The 25,967-nt window shown below is 59.6% G+C and carries 31 protein-coding genes, 4 pseudogenes and 1 riboswitch; of the genes and pseudogenes, 20 read left to right on the top strand and 15 right to left on the bottom strand.

Annotation, left to right across the window (positions count from 1 at the left end):
* Positions 1-76: 76 nt before the first annotated feature.
* Positions 77-433 (bottom strand): hypothetical protein, encoded by a 357-nt coding sequence (locus FRZ40_RS45640; protein ID WP_147238224.1) that lies wholly within the window; start codon positions 431-433, stop codon positions 77-79.
* Positions 434-579: 146 nt separating this feature from the next.
* On the opposite strand from FRZ40_RS45640, the gene FRZ40_RS42070 reads away from it, so the two are divergent.
* The gene (locus tag FRZ40_RS42070) at positions 580-1,059 is read left to right on the top strand and encodes an HAD-IC family P-type ATPase (protein ID WP_240057499.1); all 480 of its coding nucleotides are present in this window, start codon (positions 580-582) and stop codon (positions 1,057-1,059) included.
* Positions 1,060-1,279: 220 nt separating this feature from the next.
* Here the strand turns inward: FRZ40_RS42070 and FRZ40_RS42065 are convergent, their stop codons facing one another.
* From FRZ40_RS42065 to FRZ40_RS42055, 3 genes are read right to left on the bottom strand one after another with little or no spacing between them, the layout of a single operon-like run.
* The gene (locus FRZ40_RS42065) at positions 1,280-1,465 is read right to left on the bottom strand and encodes a DUF1289 domain-containing protein (RefSeq protein WP_028370621.1); all 186 of its coding nucleotides are present in this window, start codon (positions 1,463-1,465) and stop codon (positions 1,280-1,282) included.
* A 3-nt stretch (positions 1,466-1,468) separates the two neighbouring features.
* Positions 1,469-2,758 (bottom strand): CDF family Co(II)/Ni(II) efflux transporter DmeF, encoded by a 1,290-nt coding sequence (gene dmeF / locus FRZ40_RS42060; protein ID WP_147238223.1) that lies wholly within the window; start codon positions 2,756-2,758, stop codon positions 1,469-1,471.
* 27 nt (positions 2,759-2,785) lie between these two features.
* Complete coding sequence (locus FRZ40_RS42055) at positions 2,786-3,064, bottom strand: metal/formaldehyde-sensitive transcriptional repressor (protein WP_028370623.1); 279 nt, start codon at positions 3,062-3,064, stop codon at positions 2,786-2,788.
* Positions 3,065-3,179: 115 nt separating this feature from the next.
* Between FRZ40_RS42055 and FRZ40_RS42050 the strand changes: the two are divergent.
* From FRZ40_RS42050 to FRZ40_RS42030, 6 genes and pseudogenes are all read left to right on the top strand, one after another.
* Positions 3,180-4,160 (top strand): annotated as a pseudogene (locus FRZ40_RS42050) (chromate resistance protein ChrB domain-containing protein); the annotation flags it as partial.
* 10 nt (positions 4,161-4,170) lie between these two features.
* A complete protein-coding gene (locus FRZ40_RS42045) occupies positions 4,171-5,340 on the top strand; it encodes a chromate transporter (RefSeq protein ID WP_167528759.1) in 1,170 nt (389 codons plus the stop codon).
* 36 nt (positions 5,341-5,376) lie between these two features.
* Complete coding sequence (locus FRZ40_RS44260; RefSeq protein WP_158647083.1) at positions 5,377-5,520, top strand: hypothetical protein; 144 nt, start codon at positions 5,377-5,379, stop codon at positions 5,518-5,520.
* Positions 5,495-6,535, top strand: coding sequence for an MFS transporter (locus FRZ40_RS42040; protein WP_147238221.1), 1,041 nt, complete (start codon positions 5,495-5,497; stop codon positions 6,533-6,535). The genes FRZ40_RS44260 and FRZ40_RS42040 overlap by 26 nt, the downstream gene beginning before the upstream one ends.
* 47 nt (positions 6,536-6,582) lie before the next feature.
* Positions 6,583-7,575, top strand: a complete 993-nt coding sequence (locus FRZ40_RS42035) for a YncE family protein (protein WP_338048198.1) — start codon at positions 6,583-6,585, stop codon at positions 7,573-7,575.
* Between the two features lie 34 nt (positions 7,576-7,609).
* Entirely contained in the window at positions 7,610-7,969 is a 360-nt protein-coding gene (locus FRZ40_RS42030) for a COG4315 family predicted lipoprotein (protein ID WP_147238219.1), read from the top strand.
* A gap of 23 nt (positions 7,970-7,992) precedes the next feature.
* Here FRZ40_RS42030 and FRZ40_RS42025 read toward each other — a convergent pair whose 3' ends face one another.
* Complete coding sequence (locus FRZ40_RS42025; protein ID WP_420873923.1) at positions 7,993-8,406, bottom strand: hypothetical protein; 414 nt, start codon at positions 8,404-8,406, stop codon at positions 7,993-7,995.
* Positions 8,407-8,581: 175 nt separating this feature from the next.
* Positions 8,582-8,754, top strand: a riboswitch (yybP-ykoY riboswitch).
* A 13-nt stretch (positions 8,755-8,767) separates the two neighbouring features.
* On the opposite strand from FRZ40_RS42025, the gene FRZ40_RS42020 reads away from it, so the two are divergent.
* Positions 8,768-9,286 (top strand): manganese efflux pump MntP, encoded by a 519-nt coding sequence (locus tag FRZ40_RS42020; protein WP_147238218.1) that lies wholly within the window; start codon positions 8,768-8,770, stop codon positions 9,284-9,286.
* Positions 9,287-9,449: 163 nt separating this feature from the next.
* Here FRZ40_RS42020 and FRZ40_RS42015 read toward each other — a convergent pair whose 3' ends face one another.
* The 3 genes from FRZ40_RS42015 to FRZ40_RS42005 form a co-directional block, all read right to left on the bottom strand.
* Positions 9,450-11,411 carry an alkaline phosphatase family protein gene (locus FRZ40_RS42015; RefSeq protein WP_147238217.1) on the bottom strand — a complete coding sequence of 654 codons (1,962 nt, stop codon included), beginning with the start codon at positions 11,409-11,411 and terminating at the stop codon, positions 9,450-9,452.
* 255 nt (positions 11,412-11,666) lie between these two features.
* Positions 11,667-13,586 (bottom strand): SMP-30/gluconolactonase/LRE family protein, encoded by a 1,920-nt coding sequence (locus tag FRZ40_RS42010; protein ID WP_147238216.1) that lies wholly within the window; start codon positions 13,584-13,586, stop codon positions 11,667-11,669.
* Positions 13,587-14,409: 823 nt separating this feature from the next.
* Positions 14,410-14,760: a hypothetical protein gene (locus FRZ40_RS42005; protein ID WP_231516449.1), complete on the bottom strand. Its 351-nt coding sequence runs from the start codon at positions 14,758-14,760 to the stop codon at positions 14,410-14,412.
* Between the two features lie 556 nt (positions 14,761-15,316).
* Here FRZ40_RS42005 and FRZ40_RS42000 point away from each other — a divergent pair.
* Positions 15,317-15,565, top strand: a complete 249-nt coding sequence (locus FRZ40_RS42000) for a hypothetical protein (protein WP_064742347.1) — start codon at positions 15,317-15,319, stop codon at positions 15,563-15,565.
* A gap of 558 nt (positions 15,566-16,123) precedes the next feature.
* On the opposite strand, the gene FRZ40_RS46415 is transcribed toward FRZ40_RS42000, so the two are convergent.
* From FRZ40_RS46415 to FRZ40_RS41975, 4 genes and pseudogenes are all read right to left on the bottom strand, one after another.
* The gene (locus FRZ40_RS46415) at positions 16,124-16,393 is read right to left on the bottom strand and encodes a type II toxin-antitoxin system Phd/YefM family antitoxin (RefSeq protein ID WP_147238215.1); all 270 of its coding nucleotides are present in this window, start codon (positions 16,391-16,393) and stop codon (positions 16,124-16,126) included.
* 117 nt (positions 16,394-16,510) lie between these two features.
* Positions 16,511-16,849 (bottom strand): sensor histidine kinase, encoded by a 339-nt coding sequence (locus FRZ40_RS41990; RefSeq protein ID WP_147238214.1) that lies wholly within the window; start codon positions 16,847-16,849, stop codon positions 16,511-16,513.
* Between the two features lie 172 nt (positions 16,850-17,021).
* Positions 17,022-17,241: pseudogene (locus tag FRZ40_RS41985) on the bottom strand (SH3 domain-containing protein).
* 597 nt (positions 17,242-17,838) lie between these two features.
* Positions 17,839-18,081: a hypothetical protein gene (locus FRZ40_RS41975; RefSeq protein ID WP_147238212.1), complete on the bottom strand. Its 243-nt coding sequence runs from the start codon at positions 18,079-18,081 to the stop codon at positions 17,839-17,841.
* Between the two features lie 38 nt (positions 18,082-18,119).
* Between FRZ40_RS41975 and FRZ40_RS41970 the strand changes: the two genes are divergently transcribed.
* The gene (locus FRZ40_RS41970; protein WP_147238211.1) at positions 18,120-18,638 is read left to right on the top strand and encodes a DUF1643 domain-containing protein; all 519 of its coding nucleotides are present in this window, start codon (positions 18,120-18,122) and stop codon (positions 18,636-18,638) included.
* Between the two features lie 11 nt (positions 18,639-18,649).
* On the opposite strand, the gene FRZ40_RS41965 is transcribed toward FRZ40_RS41970, so the two are convergent.
* On the bottom strand, positions 18,650-18,907 hold the full coding sequence (locus FRZ40_RS41965) for a DUF1488 family protein (protein ID WP_028370883.1): 258 nt from the start codon (positions 18,905-18,907) through the stop codon (positions 18,650-18,652).
* 28 nt (positions 18,908-18,935) lie between these two features.
* Here FRZ40_RS41965 and FRZ40_RS45635 point away from each other — a divergent pair.
* The 6 genes and pseudogenes from FRZ40_RS45635 to FRZ40_RS41950 all read left to right on the top strand — a co-directional run.
* Positions 18,936-19,338, top strand: a pseudogene (locus FRZ40_RS45635) (DUF5131 family protein); the annotation flags it as partial.
* Positions 19,339-19,508: 170 nt separating this feature from the next.
* Complete coding sequence (locus FRZ40_RS44255; RefSeq protein ID WP_158647082.1) at positions 19,509-19,679, top strand: hypothetical protein; 171 nt, start codon at positions 19,509-19,511, stop codon at positions 19,677-19,679.
* Positions 19,680-19,772: 93 nt separating this feature from the next.
* Positions 19,773-19,958, top strand: a complete 186-nt coding sequence (locus tag FRZ40_RS44655) for a hypothetical protein (protein ID WP_028370886.1) — start codon at positions 19,773-19,775, stop codon at positions 19,956-19,958.
* 238 nt (positions 19,959-20,196) lie between these two features.
* The gene (locus tag FRZ40_RS44650; protein WP_167528745.1) at positions 20,197-20,334 is read left to right on the top strand and encodes a hypothetical protein; all 138 of its coding nucleotides are present in this window, start codon (positions 20,197-20,199) and stop codon (positions 20,332-20,334) included.
* A 109-nt stretch (positions 20,335-20,443) separates the two neighbouring features.
* A complete protein-coding gene (locus FRZ40_RS41955; RefSeq protein ID WP_028370887.1) occupies positions 20,444-20,761 on the top strand; it encodes a hypothetical protein in 318 nt (105 codons plus the stop codon).
* A gap of 68 nt (positions 20,762-20,829) precedes the next feature.
* The gene (locus FRZ40_RS41950; protein ID WP_028370888.1) at positions 20,830-21,081 is read left to right on the top strand and encodes a DUF1488 family protein; all 252 of its coding nucleotides are present in this window, start codon (positions 20,830-20,832) and stop codon (positions 21,079-21,081) included.
* Between the two features lie 323 nt (positions 21,082-21,404).
* On the opposite strand, the pseudogene FRZ40_RS45630 reads toward FRZ40_RS41950, so the two are convergent.
* Together FRZ40_RS45630 and FRZ40_RS44645 are read right to left on the bottom strand one after the other, a co-directional pair.
* Positions 21,405-21,877, bottom strand: a pseudogene (locus FRZ40_RS45630) (DNA-binding protein); the annotation flags it as partial.
* Positions 21,878-22,324: 447 nt separating this feature from the next.
* A complete protein-coding gene (locus FRZ40_RS44645; RefSeq protein ID WP_167528730.1) occupies positions 22,325-22,636 on the bottom strand; it encodes a hypothetical protein in 312 nt (103 codons plus the stop codon).
* On the opposite strand from FRZ40_RS44645, the gene FRZ40_RS41935 reads away from it, so the two are divergent.
* The 4 genes from FRZ40_RS41935 to FRZ40_RS41920 all read left to right on the top strand — a co-directional run bounded on the left by FRZ40_RS41935 (position 22,595) and on the right by FRZ40_RS41920 (position 25,910).
* Positions 22,595-23,263, top strand: a complete 669-nt coding sequence (locus tag FRZ40_RS41935) for a DUF1326 domain-containing protein (RefSeq protein WP_147238209.1) — start codon at positions 22,595-22,597, stop codon at positions 23,261-23,263. The two genes, FRZ40_RS44645 and FRZ40_RS41935, sit on opposite strands and share 42 nt — an antisense overlap.
* Positions 23,260-24,090, top strand: coding sequence for a DUF2182 domain-containing protein (locus FRZ40_RS41930; protein ID WP_193567072.1), 831 nt, complete (start codon positions 23,260-23,262; stop codon positions 24,088-24,090). The genes FRZ40_RS41935 and FRZ40_RS41930 overlap by 4 nt, the downstream gene beginning before the upstream one ends.
* 89 nt (positions 24,091-24,179) lie before the next feature.
* Complete coding sequence (locus FRZ40_RS41925; protein ID WP_147238207.1) at positions 24,180-25,154, top strand: GlxA family transcriptional regulator; 975 nt, start codon at positions 24,180-24,182, stop codon at positions 25,152-25,154.
* Between the two features lie 132 nt (positions 25,155-25,286).
* Positions 25,287-25,910, top strand: coding sequence for an HD domain-containing protein (locus FRZ40_RS41920; RefSeq protein ID WP_147238206.1), 624 nt, complete (start codon positions 25,287-25,289; stop codon positions 25,908-25,910).
* The last annotated feature ends 57 nt before the right edge of the window (positions 25,911-25,967 follow it).

Genomic DNA, 25,967 nt, shown 5'->3' with positions numbered 1-25,967 from the left:
GGGAAGACCCATGGGAATCCACGTCCTGAACGCAGGACGACCTCACCGCAGACGCGGTGAACCAGTCAGCGAGGGATCAGATTGCGCGGGGAGGCCGCCACAGCCCGCCCGGTTCACGGACGGTGAGCGACTGCGCGTAGTGGAAAACAACGCGACTTCCCACCGAGGCTGGGTGGCTGATGGTCGCGGTTACTGCGGGATGGTACAAACTGCCGAACTGGCACTGGGCCGTCACCTTGCAGAAGCCGCCCTTTGCCTTGTCGGTCGAGGTCGATTTCATCGAGTCACAGCCGGGCATGGCGGCGGACATGCCGTCGTCCATTGCCATTGTCTGTTGCATCGGACAAACCCCGGCCATGCCGCTGGCTGCCAGCCCACTGATGGGCAGCACCGCGCAAAGCAACAGGATGAAGATCGTCCGAAGGAATTTCATGATCGCGATTGTAGTGCGCGCATTTTATCGCGTTCCGGAAAATCTGTATCTGAAACGGCCTGCAATAGCGTCAGGCATAAAGAACGGCTACCGGCCAACTCAGTTGCCCGATGTCGTTTCGGCTACGTAATGTCCGAAGAAGTGGCATGCGGCGACAACGCTTCGATGATCCGTGGCGCACCGCCGACGCGATCGGCAAGACGCTTGGCTTGCGTCCTGTCTCAGAGCTGTTGCCCGACGCCAAGCTGGCAGCAATTGCGGCGTTGCGCGTGCAAGGGCCCGTTGCGATGGTCGGCGATGGCATCAACGACGCGCCGGCGCTAGCGGCATCATCAGTCGGCATCGCAATGGGCGGCAGCACCGACGTCGCACTCGAAACCGCAGACGCCGCGCTCATGCGTAACGAAGTATCGGGAGTCGCGGAACTGGTCGCAGGATCGAAGGCGACGCTGATGAACATTAGGCAGAACATTGCGCTCGCTCTTGGGCTGAAAGCAATATTCCTCTGCACAACGCTGCTTGGCGTCACCACCCCTATGGTGGCCATCCTGGCGGACACCGGCGCGACTGTACTCGTAACGGCTAATGCGTTGCGACTGCTCCGCTGGAAAGTCCGCCGACGCTGAGCGTCTGGAAAAACCGCATTTCATGTCGCCGCTCGACCGCGAGCGTAGCGAGTATCAGCCACAGCATTGCCGATTTCGTTTGGGCCATGACACTTACGAAACAGGACGAGCTTCGTATGCGTATCGACGAGGCCGTCGTCGAACTACGACCGGTTTCAGTCGTTGAGCGGACCTCGGCGCGGCGGCAGACAACAGCCCTACCTCTTCAGCTTTCCACCATTTAAATCTGCGGCTCGCGTTTTACCTTGGCCTGTCGCCGGGACTTCTCGTTGAGAATCTCATGACGCCGATGGTCGGTCATTTTCTTCCAGTCCCGGATTTCCTCTCGCGTCCGAAAGCAGCCGGTGCAGAATCCGGTCTTGCCGTCGATCGCACACACATCAATACAAGGCGATTTGACCGTCATCAGTCAAACTCCGGATGGCGTCGAATTCACTTCGACCGTCACATGTGACAGCCCCCTGAACCGCTTGAGAGCCGCGCGGTAGAAGCGCGAGTTGCGCCGCGCTTCACGGGTAGCCACTGACACGATCGCGCTCATGTGCCCGGGACCGACGCGCCAGACATGAAGGTCGAGCACGGTGTCGCCATTGTCTTCAACGACATGACGGACGTTTTCGACCATGCGCTTATCGAGATTCATGTCGAGCAGAATGCCGCCTGTATCGCGCATCAATCCCCACGACCAGTTCGCAATCACCAGCGCGCCGACTATCCCTGCAAGCGGGTCCATCCAGACCCAGCCAAACGCACGTGCCAGCAGGAGGCCGATAATCGTCAAAACAGAAACCGCGGCGTCGGCAATGACGTGAACGTAGGCCGAGCGGATGTTGTGGTCACGATTTGCGGCGTATTTTGCATTCTTGTGGTCGTGATTGCGTTCCTCGAATTCGATCTGATGTTCTCCGTTGGGCAGGCGGACTACTGCAACGAATGCGTGCGGCTCGGGTATCTCGTCCACCGACTCCAGATAGTCATCGCGATCGGCAAACCTGAAGATCTGGCGCGTGCCGTCGGGGCGAACTGTCGTGATCGAAACCGCATCGGCGTCCACTTTCGAGTAAGCCGTTTCGGGTGTGATGCGGAAGACCGGCGGAACACCGTCTTCGAAGACTGACAGGGCAAATTCGCCAGCGCTGTCAGAGATGCGATGCACCTCGTCCTCGTGACCGTGTTCGTCTTCATGACCGTGATCATCACCATGGCTATGCCCGTGACCATGACTGTGGCCGTGGTGATTGCCGCTCAACAGCCAGACACTCACGAGATTGACCACCAGTCCAAGCACGGCGATAGGAATCGCCTGACCAAAGTCGATGGGCACGGGCGCGAGGAATCGCGATACGGCCTCGTAACCGATCAACAGTGCAATCATGACCAGCACGATGGCGCTGGTGAAGCCCGCAAGGTCGCCCAGCTTACCGGTGCCGAACACAAAGCGCGAATCTCTCGCATGTTTTCGGGCATAGGTGTACGCAAGTGCCGCGATCAGCATCGCACCCGCATGTGTCGACATGTGCAGTCCGTCGGCGACCAGCGCGATCGATCCAAACAGGCTGCCACCTGTGATTTCAGCCACCATCATTACGCCACATAGCACGATGACCGCCCATGTCCTGCGTTCATTCTGTTCGTGGGCATCGCCCAGGAATATGTGGTCATGCCTCACGCCGAACGCGGCATCTTTCCAGTCACTCATTTCAACTTCCGCTCTACAGGTTCGGTATCACTTGAAGTAGCTGTGGACTACTTCGATCAGTTGCTCGGTCGCACTTCCTTCATCGTGAGCATGCTCGTGTTCGGCATCGACCAGATGCGTGCGTATATGGTCTTCCAGCACGACGGCCAGCAAGCCATTCATCGCGCCGCGGCAACTCGTGATGAGTTGCAGCACGTCATTGCAGCCGCGCTCGTCCTCAAGTGCGCGCTCGATGGCTTCGACCTGCCCCTTGATGCGGCGCACGCGATTGAGCAGCTTCTGCTTGTCGCGAATGGTATGGCTCACGGGAAACTCCGCTATAGGGTGGGGGGTATCCTACCACGCCTCCTTGGAACTACGCCCAACCGCGAACCCAAATCACACATTGTAGATTCAGCTACATCGGTGTAGTTTACGCTACATGAAAACGCCAACGATCTGGTCGCTGCTCGTGCTGACCCTGCCGACTGAAAACGCCACCGCCCGCATGCGCTTCTGGCGCACGCTGAAGGCGAAGGGGTGCGCTGTCCTGCGCGACGGCATCTACCTGCTACCCCACACCGAAGAACGCGAGCAGATGCTGCGCGAACTGGCGGGCGCCATCGCGGAAAGCGGTGGCACCGCGCATCTGCTTCGTGCGCCGAGCATCGACGCCACGCAGGACGAGGAATTCCGGACGCTCTTCGACCGCAGTGACGACCACGCGGAGTTCATGCGCACGCTGAAGGAGGCGCGAAAGACGGTGTCGGGCCAGTCGGCCGCCGAACTGACAAAGCTTCTCAGGAAGCTGCGCAAGGACTATGAGAGCGTCGTTGCGATCGACTACTTTCCGGGCGACGCCGCGACGCGCGCCGAGGCCGCGTGGCAGGACTTCATCGGGCTGGTCGACACGGTGCTGTCACCGGGTGAACCGCATTCCGCTGAACTTCCCATTCGCAGCCTGTCGGTCAAGGATTATCAGGGGCGCACGTGGGCGACCCGCCAGCACATGTGGGTCGATCGTGTCGCGAGCGCCTGGCTGATCCGACGCTTCATCGATCGCGATGCGCGCTTCATCTGGCTCAAATCACCCGGCGCCTGTCCGGCTAACGCGCTCGGCTTCGATTTTGACGGTGCGGCCTTCACTCACGTCGGCGAACGCGTGACGTTCGAGGTGCTGGTCGCGAGTTTCGGTCTCGACAAGGATGCCGCGTTGCTTCGACTGGGCGAGATGGTCCATGCGCTCGATGTGGGCGGCGCCTCGGTGCCTGAGGCGATCGGCTTCGAAGCAGTAATGGCTGGGGCAAGGGAGCGCGCAACAGATGACGATCAACTGCTCGACGAAATGGGGCGTGTGCTCGATTCGCTCTACACGCACTTCGCGTCGGCTGTAAAAAGCCGGGACGCAGGGGGCGCTCGTGAGCGCGACGACAATGACGGCACCTGGCTACACGCTGGCCCAGCTCGTTCTGTACATGCTGCGTCTCGGCACGTTCGGATTCGGCGGCCCTGTGGCGCTCGTCGGCTACATGCATCGCGATCTGGTCGAACAGCGCGGCTGGATCAGCGAATCAGACTATCGCGAGGGGCTGGCACTCGCACAGATGATGCCCGGCCCGCTGGCGGCACAGCTCGGCATCTATATGGGTCACGTGCACTATCACCTCATCGGCGCGACGCTAGCCGGTATCGCGTTCGTATTCCCGTCGTTCCTGATGGTGGTGGGTCTCGGCTGGGCTTACGCCCACTTCGGCGGGTTGTCGTGGATGCAGGCGGCCTTTTATGGCGTCGGTGCAGCCGTGGTCGGAATCATCGCGATGAGCGCATACAAGCTCACGACGAGAACACTCGGAAGGAACCGCCTTCTTTGGGCGATCTACCTGACGCTCGCAGCCACAACCGTCATCACCGAATCCGAAATCGCCTGGCTCTTCATTGCGGGCGGCCTGATTAACTGGTTCGTCGTGGCTCCGCCAAAGTGGCTAAGCAAAGGCGGACTGAACGCGGCGGCAGCGGCGCAGTTACCGCTCGCGAGTGGTGTCCTCAGCGGCTTTGACTGGCCGCTACTCGGCCAGATCGGGCTGTTCTTCGCGAAAGCCGGCGCGTTCGTGTTCGGCTCCGGGCTTGCGATCGTGCCGTTTCTTTACGGCGGAGTCGTCACCGAACATCACTGGCTCAACGACAGACAGTTCGTCGATGCCGTCGCCGTCGCGATGATCACGCCAGGTCCTGTCGTGATCACGGTGGGCTTCATCGGCTACCTGGTCGCAGGTTTCGCGGGCGCCTGCGTGGCGGCGCTCGGTACCTTCCTCCCTTGCTATCTGTTCACGGTGCTGCCTGCGCCGTACTTCAGGAAGTACGGCAAGCTGCCCGCCGTCAAGGCGTTCGTCGACGGTATCACGGCCGCCGCTGTTGGCGCGATTACCGGCTCGGTGATCGTCATCGCGCGGCGTTCGATCGTCGACTGGCCGACTGTTCTGCTGGCGGTCGCGACCGCGCTGCTGCTATGGCGTCTCAAGAAGCTGCAGGAGCCCGTCATCGTCATCGCCGCTGCGCTCATCGGTCTTGTTGTGTACCCGCTCATCCATTCGCACGCCTTCTGACCGTTTCGCGTGCGCGCACCTGCGAGGATAACACTTATGGCTACACGTCGTACATTCCTGCAGATTGGGTTATCGCGCACCTTTGCGGGCGATCACGAGCAGTTATGTTCCAGCGCGCTCGTGTATGACGCGTTACGCGCGTGGCGTCAGGACAATGCGCATACCCGGATGCACGGCTAACCGTATCGGCAGGTCGCGGCCGTCTGCGTTGCTGCTTCCCGACGGCGTCGAAAGTGACGCGCTGATCCTGCTTGTTGCCCGCGGTTCGCGCGGCATGTGTGATGGCTTTATCGCGGTGTTGCTGCCAGGCTATCTGTTCGCACTTGGATTTGGACAACTGGCCGTCGGACTGATCAGCACGAACACCCTGTTCGGGTCGGCGTTCGCGACAATACTGATAGGTCTTGCAGGCAATCGCTTCGCGTCGCGCGGCTTGTTGCGCTTCGCAGCGGCGTTGATGATGGCCACAGACCTGGCGTTCGCCGGACTGTCATCGCTCTGGCCACTGCTTATCGCTGCATTCGTCGGCACGCTAAACCCAGGCTCGGGAGACGTCAGCCTGTTTCTTCCGCTCGAGCATGCGAAGCTCGCCGAATCCGCAACGGGTGATGCACGTACAGCGCTCTTTGCGCGTTATAGCCTCGTCGGTGCGCTATCCGCAGCGCTCGGCGCACTCGCGGCCGGACTGCCTGACTGGATCGCCACCTACTCGGCTGCTTCGTCGCTAACGGCGATGCGCGCCATGTTTGTCGTCTACTCGACAACCGGAATCATTATCTGGATTCTCTACCGCCGCCTCCCGGCACACCACTCGACAGCCGACGCGCCACGTGTACCGCTTGGACTCTCGCGCGGAATCGTCACTCGCCTTGCGCTGCTCTTCAGCGTCGACGCCTTCGCCAGCGGCCTGCTCGTCAACTCAATGCTGACCTTACGGCTGATCCAGCGATTTGGACTGTCGCCTGGTGCTGCCGGCCAGTTCTTTTTCTGGGCCGGATTGCTGAGCGCAGGTTCGCAGCTTGCCGCGACACCACTGTCGCTCGCGGCCGCGCTCGCGCCCACACTCTCCGGGGCGTTGCTGAGCCTGGGATGGCTCGGTGCCCCTCTTGTTGCATGCGGCGCGTTAAAGATTGCCTACGATCTCTCACTGCCCGCCGCATTCCGTCACGTTAAACCCGGCGGAGGGTCGTCATGAGCAATCCTATTGGGTTCAAACGGCGCAGCGTCGCGATAGCGCTCGTCATGGTTGTGCTCGTCGCAGTGGCAACACTCGTCGTCCATCGTCACTCGAATGCTGCTGACAAGCCGACAGCCGCCGGGCTGCCGTTGACGCATGTCGCCGACATACCGCTCCCGGGGCGCGCGTCACGACTTGACTATGAGAGCTTTGACCCGAACCGTCATCTGCTGTTCATCGCACACCTGGGCGACAGCGAGGTTATCGTCGTCGACACACAGGCTTCACGGGTCGTCACCCGGATTGGCAACATCGCCGAAGTGCATGGAGTACTCGTCGTTCCGGAACTCTCGCGGGTATATGCATCAGCGACAGGCTCGAATGAAGTCGTTGCCATTGACGAGGCCTCGCTGAAAATCACCGCACGTATGCCGGGCGGCGTTTATCCGGACGGAATGGCCTACGCACCCGATACGCGAAAGCTTTACGTATCGGACGAGACGGCCGGAACCGAAACCGTGATCGACACCCGGAACAATCGCCTCATCAACAGGATCGAGCTGGGCGGCACCATCGGCAACACGCAGTACGACGCCGCGTCCCGCCACATCTTCGTCAACGCGCAGTCGCGACGGAAGCTCGTCGAGATCGACCCCACGAATGACGCAATCGTCTCGCAGATCGACCTACCAGGCGCGAAAGGCAATCACGGACTCTACATCGTTGCGCAACGCCATCTTGCATTCATCGCCTGCGAAGACAACGCGAGGCTTCTGGAGTTGAACCTGCTTACGAGACAGGTCGTCCAGTCATTTGACGTCGGTGACGGCCCTGACGTACTCGCATTCGATCCCGATCCGGGCATGCTTTATGTTGCCGGTGAAGCAGGCATTGTCTCTATGTTCGCGGTGCGCGACTCAACCGTGTCGAAAGCAGGCGAAGGCAGCATCGGCCCTAACGCGCACGTGGTTGGCGTCGATCCATCTACGCATCGCGCGTATTTCCCGCTGAAAAACGTCGATGGGCGGCCCGTGCTCCGTGTGATGGCACCGCGATGAGCGTTTCGCCGTCTTATAGGGAAGGAGGTTAGATATGAAAGCGCTCACGATGCTCGCGGGACTTCTCGCTGCGACATCAGCCCTCGCTGCCGCGCCACACGCGAGCGAAGGAATACTGGTCGACGAGCACGGAATGACGTTGTATGTATTCGACGGAAAGGGAATGCCTGATCCCAAGGCGTGCGAAGGCGACTGCGACCGAAATTTTCCGCCGGCGCTTGCGGCGCCAGGCGACAAACCCACCGGCGATTTGACCTTGAAGCCAGCGCCGAACGGCGGATCGCAATGGGCCTTCAGGGGAAAGCCATTGCATCGTGGCCTGATGGACAAGAAGCCTGGCGATCACGCGGGGGATGGTCTTAACGAGGTGTGGCACAGCGTGCGGCTGCGATAAGACATCGCCCGGCATTGAGCCGATCAACGTGCGACGACAAATGAAGTATGCATACCCATCGCATAATGTCCAAGTCGATTGCAGATCAGCACATAGTGACCAGGGGCAAGCTTGAGGGATAGACGTTTGCTTGTGCCCTGCTTCACATCCTCCACTTCACCCATCTTTTTGAACCTGCTTTCCAGCACCCGCGCTTTGCGCACCGGAAGATCTCCGTCATCCAGGTCAGTTTTCAGAACAACGAATTCATGCTCGGTATCTCCGTGTGCTGCGCTACTCACATCGAAGGTCACCCTCCCCGCTTTCGCCGTCGCGTTATCGACCTGAATCGTGTTATCGGTCAGCTTCACATGGATCGTCTCGTCGGCGCGACCGGCCAGCGGAGCAAGTCCCACCATAGCGGCAGTAAGCACGAGCGCGGAGTTACGTCTATTCATGATGCTTCTCCTCATCAGCCGGTCATCGCAACAGTCTTCTGACTCCGCTATCAAAACGGTGTTGAACACCGGAATATTCCATCCCAAGACGCGTGTATAGCGCCGTCGCATCAAGCTAAGCTTTGAAAGCACTTGCTTGCATTACGCTTTCATCCTCTCGTTGGCGTGGTATGGTCCTCCCGTCCTTGGGGAGTAGCCTGCTTCTGTTCTGATCAGAAGCGCCTGCGTCAACATACTCGGTCGCCCTTTTTACCGTGGCGCAGGCAACCCGCCGGTTGGCAAGACCATCGACACATCACGCGACCGGTCGGGCGCGTCGGTGTGTCGCGGTTTCCGCCCGACCTCGCGAGCCCCTGGTCTTATGAATCCCGTAGCTACACTGTTCCTGGCACTCGCCATGTCCACTGACGCCTTTGCGGCCGCACTGGGCAAGGGTGCGACGCTTCATCGTCCAAACCTTAAGGAAGCGCTCAGGACCGGCCTTGTCTTCGGTGTGATCGAAGCCCTCACGCCGCTTGCCGGATGGTTCGCCGGAAAGTCTGCTGCCCGGTACGTGTCCGCCTGGGATCACTGGATCGCATTCGGTCTGCTGTCGGTGCTCGGTGCCCGCATGGTGCTTGCAGGGTGGTCCAACAAGGTCGAAGAGGACAAACCGACCTCACATTCCTTCTGGGTGCTGGCACTTACCGGATTTGCTACCAGTATCGACGCGATGGCGGTCGGAGCCGGACTCGCCTTCGTCGACGTCAACATCTACTCGACGGCGATGGCTATCGGGCTTGCGACCATGGCAATGGTTACGCTTGGTGTGATGCGCTTCGATCCCTCCGCCTTCGATCTCGTGCTTGCGACTCAGCGTCTCTCAGAAGTCACGTTCTGATCGTCAAGACGGCCTCGGTTTGACGCTTACTCAGCACGTAAGCATTGTTCGAGTACCGTCTAGACCGATGACGCCAAAGTCGACACAGTAGGCCCCACCAAACGAGTGGTGGAGACTACTTTGTCACTGAGATTGCAACGGGCACGCCTTCAACGCCACTCCATCAGGGTGTGCGCGGAAACTCGAACGCATCGAACAGATCGCCGATCGAGGGCGCATTGACGGGCACGTACGGATTCGTTTGCAACTGGATCGGATTCGGCAGATTGTCGCGGCTTCTGTGCGTGATCGGCTTCAGATGCCAGTTGCGCTCGATGAATTTCACGATCGACACGTGATCGGAGTACTGGTGCACGACACGGCCGCCACGCGAGTATGGCGACACGACGATCATCGGAATGCGCGGGCCATCGCCGAAGAAATCGAGTGGCTGGATGTAGCCTGAGTCGTAGTAGCCACCTCCTTCGTCGGTCGTGATCAGGATCGCTGTCGAGCTCCACAGGTTCGGATCGCGCTCCACCTTTTCGACGAGTTTGTGCACGAACGATTCAAAGAGCCCAAACTTGGATGACTCGGGGTGCCCGTCGAGCAGACCACCCGGCTTAACGAACGACACCGCTGGCAGCGTACCATTCGCAATGTCCGTGTACAGATCGCTCGTGTCCTGCAGGTGTGCCCTGACGAGCGCGGGGTTCGTCATGATCGTGGTTTCATACAGGAACGGGTTGCAGATATTGCAGTAGACACTCGTGGCCGGCGTCTTCACAAACGTATTCCAGCCTTCGCCGTAGTACTTCCACGAGATATTCTTTTCGATCAGCGTATCGGCGATCGTCCTCACTGGAGACGGCGGGATTGTGAACGGACTGGTATTGACCGTGCCGTCCCCGTTGTAGCCAGGGTTGTAGTTGTTCAGCAGGTAATACGTGTTCGGCGCACACTTCGCTTCAGGCTTGTACGGCAAGCGATCCAGATAGTGACGCAGCGCGCCGACACCAGGCTGATGACTGTCCGAGCAGTTGCTATACGAGCCTCCCGAATAGCCGTCCTGTGTATACCAGTTGTTGGTGTCTGGCTGCGGCAGTGGATTCTCAATCTGATCCGCCGGCGGCTTCGCGGTGTTGCCGTTGCCATCCGTGTAGTAGAGCGCATCGGCAGTGCCAATCATGATGCTGTTCGCGCCCGTGCCGCCCATCACCGGTTGATGATAGTTATCGCTAATCGTGAATTGGCGCGCGAGATGCGTGAAGTACGGCATGTCGCCGGTATTCACGTTGTAATAGCCGAGTGCGGTCGCTCCTTCGCCGGTCGTCTGGTCGCTGAAGTTCGCGGGCCGAGGCTTGCCGTTCGAACCAGCGCCCACCGACGTTTCCACCCACGCGAACAGATCCATCTGACAACCACTCGGATTATCGGGCGTGGCGTGATCAATGCTGCAGTCGGCCTGTTGCCAGTTCTGGTAGAAGCGGTGCACCGGGCTGTTGATGTACTGGTCATAGTCCGGACCGACGCGCGAGATCTGATACGGTCCGTTCGGGAGGTTATACGTGTTCGAACCAAAGCGCGTATCGACGCTATGCTGGGGCAAGCCGCTCGCACCCGTGGTCAGGTGCACAACATCCCAAGGCTCTATCATTGAGCCTTCGATGGCCTGCGCCGTAGCGAGCGTTGCGAATGGCGGCGGGCTGGTATCGCTCGGCGCGCTTGCCGTACCGCCCGTATTGGGTGCCGGCAGCACCGTATAGGGTTGTTTGCCGCCGGGCGCCATCTCGAAGCGCTTCGGGTCTGTCGCACTGGCCGTGTGTTGCGCAGCCAGTTCAAAGTTCGGCCCGGGGTGGCCATCGGCCGTGATGATGCCCTTAGACAGCAGATTCGCCACCGTCTGCCCACGGCGTGGCGTGAAAGCGCCGAATACGTGATCGAACGTCCGGTTCTCGCCGACAACCACGATGACGTGCTTGATCGGCGACGCGGTGTTCACCGCCGCCGCAGCCTGCTGCTCGCTCCGCGCGACAACTGGCCAGATGGCCGCGGCAAGCGCGGCGGAAACGGCGCCGCACAGCAAGCCGCCTTTAAACGTTGAAGAACTAATTCCGTTGAGAATACTTTTCACAAACGCCTCCATGACGTTACCCGAATAAGCAAGCGGCAATGTGGCGTGTGGAAACGACGGGCAGTCTTGCTTGGCGACGCTGCCTCTCTTACAAAACGTTACGACGGAAAGAACTTAAAGGGCGGCAATGACGATACGAGGGCAAAATAAAGTCGACTACGTGTGAGTTCGCTAACGAATCACTTTCGCTCATTCGCATTGCATAATCTGCGCCCGCAAAGCCAAGAGCGCATGGTAATTCATTGCCGTCACCGTGTCTGCCTTTGCTCATGGCGCCCAGCGATACACAACCACACTGGAACCGTTGTAGTTGTCTTTCGTAATGACGTAATCACCGATTGATCGTCGGTATGAACTCAAGCCGTACATCGAATCGACATCGTTGCCCACATACACGGTATTCGGGCTACTGTTGTTCAATGTCGCCTCCAGGCTTCCCGTGTTGAGATTGAAGGCATCGATGTTCGGCACGGTGTGCACATATCCGACAAAGAGATAATTGCCTGATGCTGAAATGGATTTGGGGTTGGCGCTGCTGATGTTGATCACCGGATTGGGCGTGGTGGTATTGCCAGCGCGCCAGCCGTGATACACCTCGACCCGCGAACCGATCGACGTCCAGTCTGTGCTCCCGGCAATGCCCTGCGCGAGGATCATCGTATCGCTTTCCGGCAGGTAGATGATTCGCGTCAATGGTGCAATAGTGGCCGGAATCGAAGTTGGAATGCCTGGCCCCCATGCCGGTTTGCCGGTGGCGTCAAAGCCGGTCAGCGGATAGCGCCAGATGGCATTCGTTTTATCCAAACCGGCCCAGATGTCTCCGTTGCTGTCGAGGAAGAAGCCGTTCCTGACCTTCGCGGCGGTATTGAACGCGGCCCCAGGAAGCGCGGCATCCGGAATCGCGATGTAGCCATTCGCAGCGTTGAAATGAAAGAAGTAGAAGGTATCCGGATTCTGACCCGTGGCAACCAGAATTCGATTGCCGCCAACGACGGCGAGTTGACCGAAGTGCTCACCGCGTCCCGGGTCATTGAGGTTGACTCGTGGATCGGACGGATAGGCAATCGGGTCAACCGTGTTCGCAACGAAAGTTCCACCAGCGGAGCCTGTGTAGATGTGAGTGCCTCCATAGAAATAAATGCCATCCGTGCCGGGGTCGGGAGCGGCGACTCCCTCGAAGTTGAGGGACTGAAGCGTCCATTGCAGGTGGTTGTAGCGGTCGTACGCATGAATGTCGGTGCCGCCGTCGCGGCCAAGATCCCAGGTGCCGCCCCATGGATTGTTGAGTACATACAGGTTGCCGGCGGAGTCCTTACCGATGCCCGCGACGCGGGTGAACCGCTTGTCGCCGACCTGGCCTTTGATGCCGGAGGTCGTGTCGAGGTAGCCGCCCTGTATGCCGAACGTGCCGACCGGGTAAGGCGCGCCTGAGACGTTATAGATCTTTATGTTCATGTCGGGACCCTGGTCGCCGACCATGAGCTGACCACTCGCCGCGTCGAAATACAGCGCAGACGGTCGCGAGGCAGCGGACATCTGGATGGTGTTCAGCGGCCTACCTGTCGGATCGAATTCAAGGACGGTGCCCGTGCTCTTCTGGGCCACCCAGATATTGCCCGCTCCGTCCACGGCGAGCGCCCCGGGACCTGAGACATTGATATCCTGCTGCCAGACGCCAGCGGTGGTGTAGACACGGACACGATTGCCCGGGAAGTCGCTCGCGTACAGCAATGCGCCCGACGTCGCGAGTCCCGTAACGACATCGGCACGCTTCTCGGTGGTTGTCGTGCTGACCGGGACAAGCAGATCGCGGGCCCGACTGGTTCGATCATAGCGACCGACCATACCACTGCCATAAGCCGCGCTATATTGAAGGGCAACGAAGATCGACATCGCATTGCCGGTAATGGCGCTGCCCTGAAACTCGCCGTGTCCTCCTATGGACGCGATGCTTTGACCGTTCGCATAGATTGCAACGCCGCCCTCATTTTCGTCCCACATCGAAGCTGTATAGATGATGCCCTCTGGCGCTACCCACATGGAACGTGCGACGCTCCCCACCCGGGTGGAATTGGTCCCGAATGTATTGGCCAGCCAGTCGGTCGTGTACGCGGCCAGACAACTCGGCGCAATTGCAGCGATCAGCATTGCGGAAAGATATACGGCGAGACTTCGCTTCTTGTTCATTAGGTATGCTTTGCGTCAAACGGACCAGACGAGGCGGTCGATCACTGAGGGATCACCCGAGATCCCTTCGAAGGAGCTGCGGACGTAGTAGTCAGAGATCCACGCGCACGGCCCAACGTTTTTGTCCTTGCGTGAACTGCGCCACGTCGTGTCGCCCGAACGTCCGTTGGCATTGTGAAGGGCGAAGCGGGTCCGTCGGGCGCCAGATTCGCGCTTCTTCGCAAGCCATGGCGAGAAATGTGTGTCGCCGGCTTGCAGATCTGAACTGGATATCGGCGGAAACAGTAAGAACTTGAAGTGACGTGCTTTTTCAGCCTTTCGACCGGACGGTTTTGCCACGGCGCGCGGCACGCGGCGTCGGCAAGCCACTCACGCGCGACCTGGTAATTCGCGTGCGCCACGTTGTCGCCGGGATGGCGTCAAGCGGACTGCGGTGCTCAACACGATGGCGTGAATCGTCAATATCGTGTCCATCTCAGTCGGCATCGCCATCGTTGCACTCTTCTTCCATGAGTTGCAGTTCATGAGTGCAAGGGACACACAATTAGAAATGCGAGTGACAAATATTCAACCTGTGACAAGCAATCAGACATCCATCCACGTGTTATGCGGGGTTGCTATCGAGCTCGAGGCATGCCGAGTTTGCGATGTTTCCTGCTATCAACTCACCGTCATGTGCTTACGCTGCCAGCGCATCACATTTGCGTCTACTACATCGCGTTTGGTCTGAATTTGTCTCGCTAGCCGTTTCTGCCGGCCCCACCAACCGCTTCGCCGGCTGGCGCTTGCAGTGAAGAACCGGGTCTGCAAACAGTACATGCTCTTATCCGCCCCTGGCGGCGAATACTGGCCGGCTGACGGCCGGATCGGGGGGTGTTGCGACGGGTTCACTGGACACTACGGGTTGCCCACCGGAAGGCTTCAACTCGGAACGCAAGCGCGGCGATATTTCCTGATATGCCCGGCGAACATCGGATACCTGCTCAATACCCTTCTTGAGTACCTCTTCGCAGAAAACAATGCGCGAGCGATAGTAGTCCGCCCGCATGTGTGCATCGAAGATACCTTGCTCCGCGCGGTAAAGTTCCAGGCGCAACTCGCGCAGCGCATGTTCGGCCAGTCTTTCGGGGCCAGTGGAACGATGTGATGCCCGGTGTATCAGCCATTTCAGCATCGTGACGCCCTCCTCTTTGTATGTCCGTGCAGCATTGAAATGCGCATTGCGCGGTGCAATTCAGTCACCGCGGCAGGCTATCAGAACAACTGGCGGCGCTACTGTGTCCGGCCCCACACGTTGCGAACGCGGCCTCCGCACAGCTCCATCGTGACAGGTGCGGCAACCCGGCTCGCACTCCATTGTCGGGATGATTCTATGATTGCTGGCGCCCATCTCCGATTGCGTCAGCAACGTTGCGCAGTGCCGCGGCGTACGCCACCTGGCATCGCCGCACGCGCGGCGCATGAGCGTACGAAACGCTTGCGTCGCCAGATATCGAGGTAACGGCACAATTCCATTGGCGATAAGTGTTTCTCCCAGTGTTGCAGTGACAGGAATCTGCCGTTACACGCTCAGGAACCGACAGGGAACGGGGCGAACGCGCGAAGGATAACGTTTGCGCACAAACGCCTAGAGTGCTTCTGGCCAGCCGCATATGCTTCGACGGACAGCCGGTGGCACCCGTGGGCGATGCGTCGGGGCCGGCAAGCTCGGAACTCTGAAAGGAGGACATGTGAACAGGATCAACATAGAGATCGGACAACTGGAGAAGGCCGTCAGCGCCCTGATCTCCCACCCCCGACTTGTCCGTCGCGATTACTGGATCGCGCAGGTCGAAAATCTGCTGGAGGAGCGGGGAATATTGGCGTCGGACAGACAGCGATTGGATACGCTCCTCGACCTGCTGAGCAAAATCCCTGCTCACCGCTTCGCCACAGCATCCAACGACGAACTCGTTAGCAGCCTGGAAACTGTGTACTGACAGCCGGGTGCGGTTCTCGCTACGCACGCTGTCGTCGTGACATGCGCGCCGATCATCCGTACACCCGACGAACCCGGAGAGCGTTTTCAGCGGCGTTGCTGAAGCATCACACTGATTCCGGTTGTGTCCGTGCAGACACAATCTTCGCTGACATTGCGGCGTCGACTCATCCCGCTGCCCGGACATAGCCCTACCGGTCTATCTCAAGCTTCTCATTGGCGAACCATGGCCAACGACAGCTATACCATGTGCACGTCAGCACCTTTTCAGGTCGAGGCAAATCTTTCACCGCCAGTGATGCACATGCCACTCTTCGACATTGAGCGGCACGTTCGACCAAATATGGAATCACGAAACTGAACGACACGCCAGACCCGTCCATAGCCTAGCTGATAGTGGCAAGTTAAGAATGAGTTTCATGAGCACATCCATGTTGCATACGCCCGCCTCTCAGAATCGCAAACGAGGCCGTTGGTCAGACAAGGCAAAGAAGCACTCGCGGACTTTTGCGTCATGCGAATCGCGATTGCCCTGAAGTCTTTGCTTACCTCGCAGTCGCTACGCCTGGCTGGCGTTCCCCTTTTCGTCCAGAACCTCGAGAATTTCGCGGTAGGTTTGCATATCAGTGTTTTCTGCCCGGGATGCCAAATGTCTCAGAAGCGTGAGCGACCGTTGCATCTGTTCATAGGAGCGAACATCCTGTAGAACTACTTTTGCGACGCCGCCGTCGCGAATGAACACCGGTCCGCCACTCGCGCTAACCGCAGCGATCAGTTCTTCAGTATGGCTTCGAAGGTATGCCGCTGAAAATATGGCCCGTCGATGCATACGCTCATCGCACTTTGCAGAGTCGAATGAAATAGCGCCGGACAGCTGCCGTTACACGCGTGATGAGACCGCGAACGATGTGTTCCCATGACCAGGTGAACGGCCCTGGCGAGAGCGTCACCGCGTCGCATACTCGATGACTACCTCGTTCATCTCGTGGTATGTCTTCACGACGATGTCGCCCCTGCCACTCATGGCGTCCATGGCGTTGTCAATCAGATTGGCCCACACCTGATTGAGTCCGTTGCCGTACACGGTCAGATGCGGCAGGCTGCGATCGTAGTCGCGATGAACGGTGACACCCTGCTTGAACCGGTGTTGCATGATGATGACGGTATCGTCAATGCCTTCATGGATGTCGACCTCCCGCTGCGGCGACTGGTCCATGTGCGAGTAGGATTTCATCGCCCGGATGATCCGGGAAATGCGGACCGACCCGACACGGATGTCTTCCATCAGCGCATTGAGCGCCAGTCTCGAGTTCCCGCGCGACGTCCCAGTTGACTGGGCGGCTACTGACGCCCGACGGGTGTCGGTTCATCTCTGCCAACACCGTTTCCGCTGCTGGGGAAAGGCGCTCGGCCACGTTCATCTCCATATTGGTTCTCGAGTAATCGCAGCAGGCGGCCTAAGCGCCGTTATGGTCGCACCACTGGATCGCCCAACGCTGCGCCGCTTCGATAGCGTCCGCGTCGGAGGGGGTAATCGCCGAGATCCCCCGAATACTTCACTTCTCTGGCTTCGCCGCCTGTCGGGTCGCGTCGAAAAATCTTCGCGCGGGCGTAGTAGCGACCGCCTTCATCGAGAGGCGACGTGTTGATATGGAACCCCTTGTAGTCGAACTGCATGGTCGTCTCTGTAGAGCTGATTTATTCATCGTCGCACTGGACAAGCTGCGGGCTTCCCGTCGAGTCCGGACCGACGTTCACCAGCTTATTTCGGTAGTCACAGTCGCGACAAATGAAAAAAAATCCGCTTTCGTCGGCTTGGACTTCGACCTGATCGAACGAGAAACGTGCATTGCAGTTTCGGCAAGTCCACATGGCTATCTCCGTCGCCGTCTGCGCCGCCTGGGCGGTTGCCTGGGCTCCGAGGGTCGGCGCGGCAATTCAGGATTGTTGTTCTTTAAGTAGCTTGTTAGCACGGGCCCGCGCTCCAGCTCAATGTTGCCCAGCGTTCAGCAGCATCCAAACTTGTTTTCGCGGCTCGCCTTTAAGGATACGCGCGAAGGCGGCACCGCATCGCGTGCAGGTGTAGTGCTGCTCAACCTGGGTGTCCTTCACTGCGCCGGCTACGATCAGAGACAAGGTATCGTGTGGATGGACCGTCGACGGCTGTCCATAAAGGTCAGCGCATGGCGCGCATGGTTGAATCCAAAGTTCCACGTCGGGACTCCCGCTCCTTCAACTGTTAAGCAAACTTGCGGAGTTGAGCAGCAGATCGAATCAGGTTGTTCGCGAGATGTGCGGGTCTATGTCGAACTCCAAAAGCACCTGCGCGACGGCGGTTCCAACGACCGCTCTTGCCTCGATGGTATCGGTTTCCAAACTATATCCGCTTGCGGTCGCGCCGTTGCTTCCCTCTGGATACAGAGACACACTCATCCCAGTCGCATATCCACCGATGTTCGGCAACCGCTTATTCACTTCGGCAATAAACTCTTCTGGCGAAATCATGGGTTTCGACATGGCTGTGGTCTCCCGGATGTTTTGCGAGGAATCCTAGCATGAGTGCCGTCATCAGCCCTTGTGGCACATATCGCTATCTACTGACACGCGCGGCAGAGTCGCTCTCGCCCATGAAATCGACCGCCTTGTTCGTGATGCTGAATCCGAGCACAGCGGACGCGACGCTCGACGATCCGACGATCCGGCGCTGCCGGGAGTTCGCGAAGCTCTGGGACTGCGACGGCCTCGCCGTGGCGAACCTGTATGCACTGCGCGCAACCGATCCGGCGGTGCTTTGGTCGCATCCCGATCCGGTCGGCCTTGACAGCGATGACTACCTGTGGAACTTCGCGCGCGAGCGTGGCGACGTTGTGTGCGCGTGGGGATCGAATGCCGAGCCTGGACGCGCCGCTCGTGTCACCAGCATCTTGATCGACGCTGGCGCGCGCCTCTGGTGTCTCGGCACTACGAAGGATGGCTCGCCCCGCCACCCGCTATATGTGCGCAGTAATCAGCCGTTGATCGAGTGGCGGCCGGCCGCAATCGTGGCATCCGGAGAGAAGGGAGATGAGTCGTGAGAGGCACAGATTTAAAAGTCTCGCGACCGCATGGTAATCGGGTCTCGCTCCCCTCGCACGACTTTCGCAGCGGCTACGTCTCGAATCCTGTCTGCGTTGGCATAGAAGGCTGCTTCCTCGCTCCCGGCCGCATCATCTGCACCGAAATGGTCGCGCAATGCTTCGTAGCTGATTTTGGCATCGTGGACGACGCCATCGACCTCAAGCTTGAACTTGATCGCCATCGACATGGATTCGTCCAACACAGACCAAACGGTATTGCGAGTCATATCCCCTCCTTGACCCGGGAATCCTAGCATGAGTGAGAACAGCAAGATCGAGTGGACGGATCACACGTTCAACCCGTGGGAAAGGCTGCCAGAAGGCCGGCCTCGGCTGCGATCACTGCCATGCCGAGGCGAGCAATGCGCGCTTCGCCGGCGGCACTTCGATCAACTGGGGGCCGGGCGCGCCGCGGCGCCGCACATCTGCCGCTAACTTTCGCAAGCTGCGGCAGTGGACCGCGGCGCACGCCGAATTTTTCGAAGAGCATGGCCGCCGCCGGCGCATGTTCTGCGCGTCGCTCACCGATGTATTCGACAACGCGGCTGATCCAGCGTGGCGACGCGGCCCGCTGGAACTGATGAAACGACTACATCGCATCAATCCGTCGTTCCGCGTCAAAACGAGCCTCCTCGATTGCCTGCTCCTGAATTCTCGCAGACGTCTCTTGATTCCTCCAGTAAACGGGGGGCTTAGTCATCGTATATGCCCAGTCCCAGCTCCCGTCCTTCTGTTCGGTCACATATACGCTGTAGTTGACTTCTTTGTACCTGAAATTGTGGCTAGGCATAAGGTAGATCCCGCTCGGAGTCTTCGAGGGATCCTAGCATGACTACCAACATCAAATATCGAGAGCAAGATGGGAACGCTGACTCATCCGTTATTGACGAGGTCGGCGTCGATCACCTCCCAGGTCAGATTTCGCAATGCCTCAATTGCGGCTTCTTCGCTGAAGGGGATTTTCGCCCCTCCGCGCGCAAGTTTTCGATCGACACCTGATGGCGGCCTCCGCGGCTACGCCGTATGGCTCCCAGAGAGTAAACGGAACAACGAGAAAACACTGAGGCACCGAATGCAAATCCGACTTGATGAATGGCTGAAACGAGAGTTCGACCCGCCGCCGGTGATCCGTACGGACCGTATCTGGACCAATTCCGGGAAATTCTTCCCGCGCCGATCAAGGTCGGCCGTTCCCGCTACGTGGAGGAAGGCGTCATGTTCGGCGACGGCATGCAGAAGCTGCGTCTCGTTCATCGGGTATTCGGTCATGGCAGCTAGACCACGAATTCGCCGTCGTGCGAGCTGCCCCCCGGCCCGGCTACTACGACTGGCGCAATCCGATCCCCAAATAGACAACCACAAATGTCCGCAGTCCGTTGACCCGTTTGCAACGTCCAACCCGATGGGTCGGTACGGCTGTTCGAACGGAGACTGACCATCGAATTGCTGCATCATCTGCGCTAAGCGCGTATGCTGGGAATGCCGGCTTGGCACGCAACGCGCTAGGAGCAATACCATGGCCAAGAGTCAACTACGCAGCACTCGCGAAGCGAAAAAACCGAAACAGCCCAGGAAGCCGTCGGTGCCGGCGACCCCGTCGGGCACGGTTCATTCGCGGTTTGTGAACGAAGGTGTCGCCAAGAAGAAGTCCTAAACCGGTCGGCCGCAGACACGAGGCGCAGTGATTACACGCAACTTGTGACGTTCACCGCAGGGAACTGATACTTCTACATTGAACGCGCAGACCGTTCGGGAGGCGCAAGATGATCCATCACAACTCGGACCTCACTTTTCGCGGGCTTCCGCTCACGGCCGAGCAAGACTCAGAGATTCGTCACTATCTGCACAGGAAGGCCAAGCTGGGCAAGCCATGGAACACGCCCGAGCTGCGCGGGATGCTCGAGGACATGCTGCTTCCGCCAAGTACTGAGGACGACAGCGAGAACGACATCTCGGACGGCGCGTTGACCGCCGCTGAGCACGCGGCGGCGTTTGTCGATCAGGACATGGAGCCAATTGAGGCGTATGAGGAATTGCATGCAGCGATGGAAGCCGAGAACATGAAAGGCGATACGCACTAGCGGAGCGCTCCGCGCTGGTAGTGCGCGTGCAATCCGGTCCATCAAAGGCGTCGAAGGGAGGGCGACACATGGCACTCAGGTTTTCCAACCCCAGCCGCAGCTATGACGAGACCAAACATGGCGTGTGGTTCTGGGGTTACGACAACGCACGCGAGATTACCTTCTTCGTGGAAAACCGCGTACTAAAGAATTTCGACTCCACTCTCGGTTCTGACGAAGCCGAGGTGCTGGCCTCCTTCGACCGGCATCGTGAAGCGATCCTGAAGATCGCCATGACGCGTTATGTCGACGGGCCGCAGACTCTGTACACGCTGCACTAAGAAGTCCTTACGCGCGTCGGCCTTCCGGTGCATGCCACATGACGGCATGCGCTGGATCGAGAGCGTTCGTAAAGCACGGCATCGGAGGGTTTGACTACGAAGCTCCCGTCCGGTACCCAGTTGCGGCAACCATTTGTACGCGCAGGCCTTCAAGATGGTGACTCCCGGACAAGCGGTCAGGGGCTCGTAATTGTCTCCGCGGTGCGGAGACAATACGCGCTGGCCGCTCGCCTCGGCGACCACGCGCACGGTGCGCTCGCGATCGCATCAGCGCCCTGATCGGCGGACAGCCCGGCGCCTTGCGTCTGTCGCGCGGGCGCGTGCTACCTGTCATCCGTCCTGCCCCGCTTGCGCCGCACTCCCGTCTTGTTTGGCGTCACGGGCGCCGCAGTTGCCTTGCTGCCAGACGACTCGCCGGCGGGCGCGCCGCAGAGGACCGGCCCGGGGTGGCTTTCGCACGGACCGGCTCCACCTCGCGGCACGCGAACTCGCGTGCATCGGCCCGATGGACTGCCGCCAGCTGGTGCTGCAGCGTCTGATTCGTGGCCTGCATCGCACTAGCCGGCCCTGCAGCACGCCCGCCTGATGGCGCGCATCACCGATGCTGCGCCTGCAGCGCATCGACCGCACGCTGATGCTCGGCGTCACGCCGGTCGGCCCGCTTCGTCGTCTCGTCGAGATCCTTCTGCAGCTTCGCGACCGCGCCCAGCTCGCGATCGATCTCGAGCAGCGCACGCTTTTCCGTGGCACGCAGGCGCTCCTCCGCACGCTCGGCGGTCTCGCGTAGTTTCTCCAGGTCGGGGTATTCGTACTTCTTGCGCATTATCTGGCGGTTGCAGGGCGCAGAGGCATGCATGATCAGGTCGCCGCCAGCAACGAGCAGCGTGTCGACGGAGTCGATCACTGCGTCATCGAGGCGGACCGTTTCCAGCTTCACGCGTGTGTCCGTGGGGACAGGGCAACCCGCCTCGGAGGTCAGAACCACCTGATACGCAGGATGACCGTCTTCAAAGCAAGCGTCGCTAAAGGCCTGCAGCGGACCGGATATGTCCATGAGCTTGGCACCGTCGTAGGCGACGATGACAACCTTGCGCGGCGCTTGCCCGTCCGAATTGTCGGTTCTAGACATTTGCTGACGTATCGAAGTGCAGGGCTTTGCCCGGATCACAGATTCAACCACGTCCACCGGCATGCACCGCGGCAAGACCGGCCTGCGGCGATCGGACGTGGACCAGATAACACGTTACTGGCATTTGGCGTAGGACAGCAATGACAACCACTCCTCTTTTTCTGCCGATCTCTGGCCGCGGTGCACGGCGATGGAGGTGAACGCCTGACCACGCCGGGTCGAGTGCGGCCCCGTGAAGCGTGGAAAAAATCGGCTGAAGGTCTGCTGGAACGGAATGTCGGGATCGCCACTGATTATGTCGATATTGCCCGTTGGCAGAAGATCGCTCGCGCCGGATGATGCCTGTGCAAATTCGAAACGTGTCTGAAGCGCCTGGAGTATTCGATGACCGAGCAAACCTCTGTAGTAAATATCCCTGACTGGCATATCGCGGGCGAATGGTTCGACGTCTGCTCATGCAACTCGCCTTGCCCATGCACCTTTGCACAGGCCCCGACGAACAATCACTGTGAAGTGCTGTGGGCGTACCGGATTAACTCCGGGCACTATGGCGGTGTGCCGATGACCGGCCTCTATGTCGTTCTGCTCGCCGGCTTCGATGGCAATCTTTGGGACGAAGCAAAACTCGACTGCGGATTCTTCTTCGACGCGAAGGCGAACGACACCCAGCGGGAAGCACTCGTCAACATTTTCACAGGTAAAGCCGGAAGCTGGATGAGCCAATTCGTGCCGGCGCACGTCCGCCAGGTCAACGGCGCCGAGTTCGCCGACATTTCGGTGGAGATCGACAGCGATCTCGAGCGGTGGAGCGTCAAGGTCGACGACCGCGTCGACGCGAGCGGGAAGCCGCTTTACGGGCCGACGTCCGACAAGTCGAAGCTGCTGCAAAGCTTCAATCCGCCGGGCAGCGAAGTGGGTCCGACCGACGCGCCGGTGACATGGGGCAAGGGCACGGGTGGCCGCTGGACGGCATTCGGCTTTGAGCAAAACATCCCGGCTGGCCAGGCGAGCAAGCACATCCCGTTCGACTGGCATGGACCGGATCGATCATGAAGGTCCTCGTTACCGCATCGCGCGGCGCCATCAAGTCGCTTGGACGCGGCTCGGCAACGCCGGGCTGGACGATCGCGATCGTCGGGCTCAGCGTCGCCGCCTGGTTCGCCTTGTTGATCTCGATGGGCGGGATGGACGAAGGCCCCGGAACGCCGCTGCATGATCTGCCGATGTTCCTGATCGGCTGGGTCGTGATGCTCACCGCCATGATGCTGCCGTCCGAGCTCAACTATGTCGCAGCGTTCGGCATTCTGCTCAGAGGCCGCGGCAAGACTGCTAATGAGCGCCGACGTCGAATCCCGTCCTTCATCGCTGGCTATGGCATTGCGTGGATCGCGTACGGGCTGGGCGCTTATTTTCTGGACTCGGTGGTTCGTTCGGCCGGTCTCGAATGGATCGCCTGGAACCGCGCCGGACCGTATCTGGCCGCATCCGTTTTGGTGCTGGCAGGTCTCTACCAGTTTTCGAGCCTCAAGCACGCCTGCCTTACGGGCTGCCGTTCGCCGCTCTCATTCTTTTCCCGCTACTGGAGGGACGGCGACGGCGGAGCGGTTGTCATGGGCTTCCGGCACGGGCTCGTTTGCGTCGGATGCTGTTGGGCCCTGATGGCGGTGATGTTCGCGGTGGGCGCCATGAGCTTCTCGTGGATGGCCATGCTGACCGTCATGATGTTCGCGGAAAAGATGTTGCCTCACGGCAAGAAGCTAATGGCACCGGTTGGGATTTTCCTTGCTGTGATGGGTATCTGGATCGCGGTAGCGCCCGACACGGCACCGCTGCTCAAGCATCAGTTCCTTTACCGCGCTTCGATCTGTCACGCGCATTAGCCCCTGGCAGAATTTGCGGTGGTGCATGTCATTTCCGATATCCGCCCGTCGAGCTAGCATTTCTCTGTCGTCGAACACTATCTCATGCGATGCAGCGTAAAACCGAAATAGGCATCGTGCTGTTTCCGGGCGCACAGCTCGCCGCCGTCTATGGCCTTGTCGATCTGTTCTCCATCGCAAATCGCTTCGCCGCGCAGCGGGGCGAACGGGACACTGTCTCGCTGGTCGTCAGTCAATGGCGGCAACAGGGACCGAACAGGATACCCGTTCGGGACGTCGGCGCTGCCAGCCAACACAATGGCGCTCCGACGGTCCTGCTCTTGCCGCCTTGCCTCGGTGACCCGCTCCCACCCGATCAGGCAGCGCCCTTCGTCGAATGGCTGATAAACCAGCATCGCGCGGGGACAACGCTTGCATCCGTCTGCGGGGGCGCCTTTCTTCTCGCGGAAACCGGGTTGCTGACCGGCCGTTCCGCTACCACCCACTGGGCGCTCGCCGATGCCTTTCGTGTGCGATTCCCCGGCGTGCTGCTCGACGTCGACCGGCTGCTCATCGATGACGGGGATATCGTCAGCGCCGGCGGCATGATGGCCTGGACAGATCTCGGCCTGAAGCTTGTCGATCGCTTTCTGGGTCCCACGGTGATGTGCGATACCGCTCGATTCTTCCTCGTCGATCCGCCTGGCCGCGAGCAGCGGTATTACAGCGTCTTTTCACCGAATCTGACGCACGGTGATCCGGCGGTGCTCAAGGTTCAGCATTGGCTCCAGGAAACCGGCGCGAAGGACGCGTCGCTTGCTTCGCTGGCCTTGAACGCGGGTTTGGAGGAGCGAACCTTCCTGCGTCGCTTTCGCAAGGCGACGGGGCTCACTCCCATCGACTACTGTCAGAGAGTGCGGGTGGGAAGAGCGCGCGAGATGTTGCAGTTCGGAAATCTGGCGATTGATGCCATCGCCTGGGAAGTTGGATACGGCGATCCGGGCGCTTTTCGGAAGGTCTTTCACAGGATCACCGGCCTGAGGCCAGGCGAATATCGCCGCCGGTTCGGCGTTGATGGTGGATAGAAAAACAAGACGTCGCTCAGAGCGCGGACTAGCGTGCTGGCAGAAAACGAGGTGCGGATGTCATTTATGAAATGATTCGTGGTCCTATACTGAATCAGCTAGTTTCAATAGCCATATCGACAGGACAATATCGTGATATCAGATATCAAGGTACCGGACAGCAGCCTTGTCCGTGCGGCTGAAGAGCTTGCACGCTCCGTCTCGAATGAGACGCTCTTCAACCATGTGATGCGGTGCTACTGGTTCGGCGAACTGTTCGCGCAACAGGAAGCGACGAAGGTGGACAGCGAGTTGATGTTTATGTCAGCCGTGCTGCACGATCTAGGTCTTACTGACCATGCACCTGGCCCGCATCGCTTCGAGATTGAAGGTGCGACGGCGGCGCGGACGTTCCTCGTCGAGCGGGGACTATCGGAAGATCGCGCGCAAAAGGTTTGGGACAACATCGCGCTCCATACGTGGGACATGAATCAGTTCAGGGGCGATACCAGCCGCCTGATGCAGCTCGGGCTGGCATACGACGTCTCCGGCGTGGCCGGCGCGCACCTTGACCCCGCGGACGTCGCCGAAGTGCTACGACGATACCCGCGGCGAAACTTCAAGCGTGCTTTCAACGAAATGCTCAACTACGAGGTCGACTGCAAACAGCCGTACCCGCACTGGTTCCACATTTGCTCGCGCGTTGCGCACAATCGATCGCCGCTCACAATCGTGGATGCACCAGTCGTGCTGGATTGGGCGCCGTTCGACGAATGAGTCGCTGCTTCATGCAGTAGAGCGCTGGCAGAAATCGAGGGCGCAATGTCATTTGTG

Source organism: Paraburkholderia azotifigens, assembly GCF_007995085.1.
GTDB classification, from domain to species: domain Bacteria; phylum Pseudomonadota; class Gammaproteobacteria; order Burkholderiales; family Burkholderiaceae; genus Paraburkholderia; species Paraburkholderia azotifigens.
Note: the sequence above shows the minus strand (reverse complement) of the source record. Positions and strands in the feature narration are given on the sequence as shown.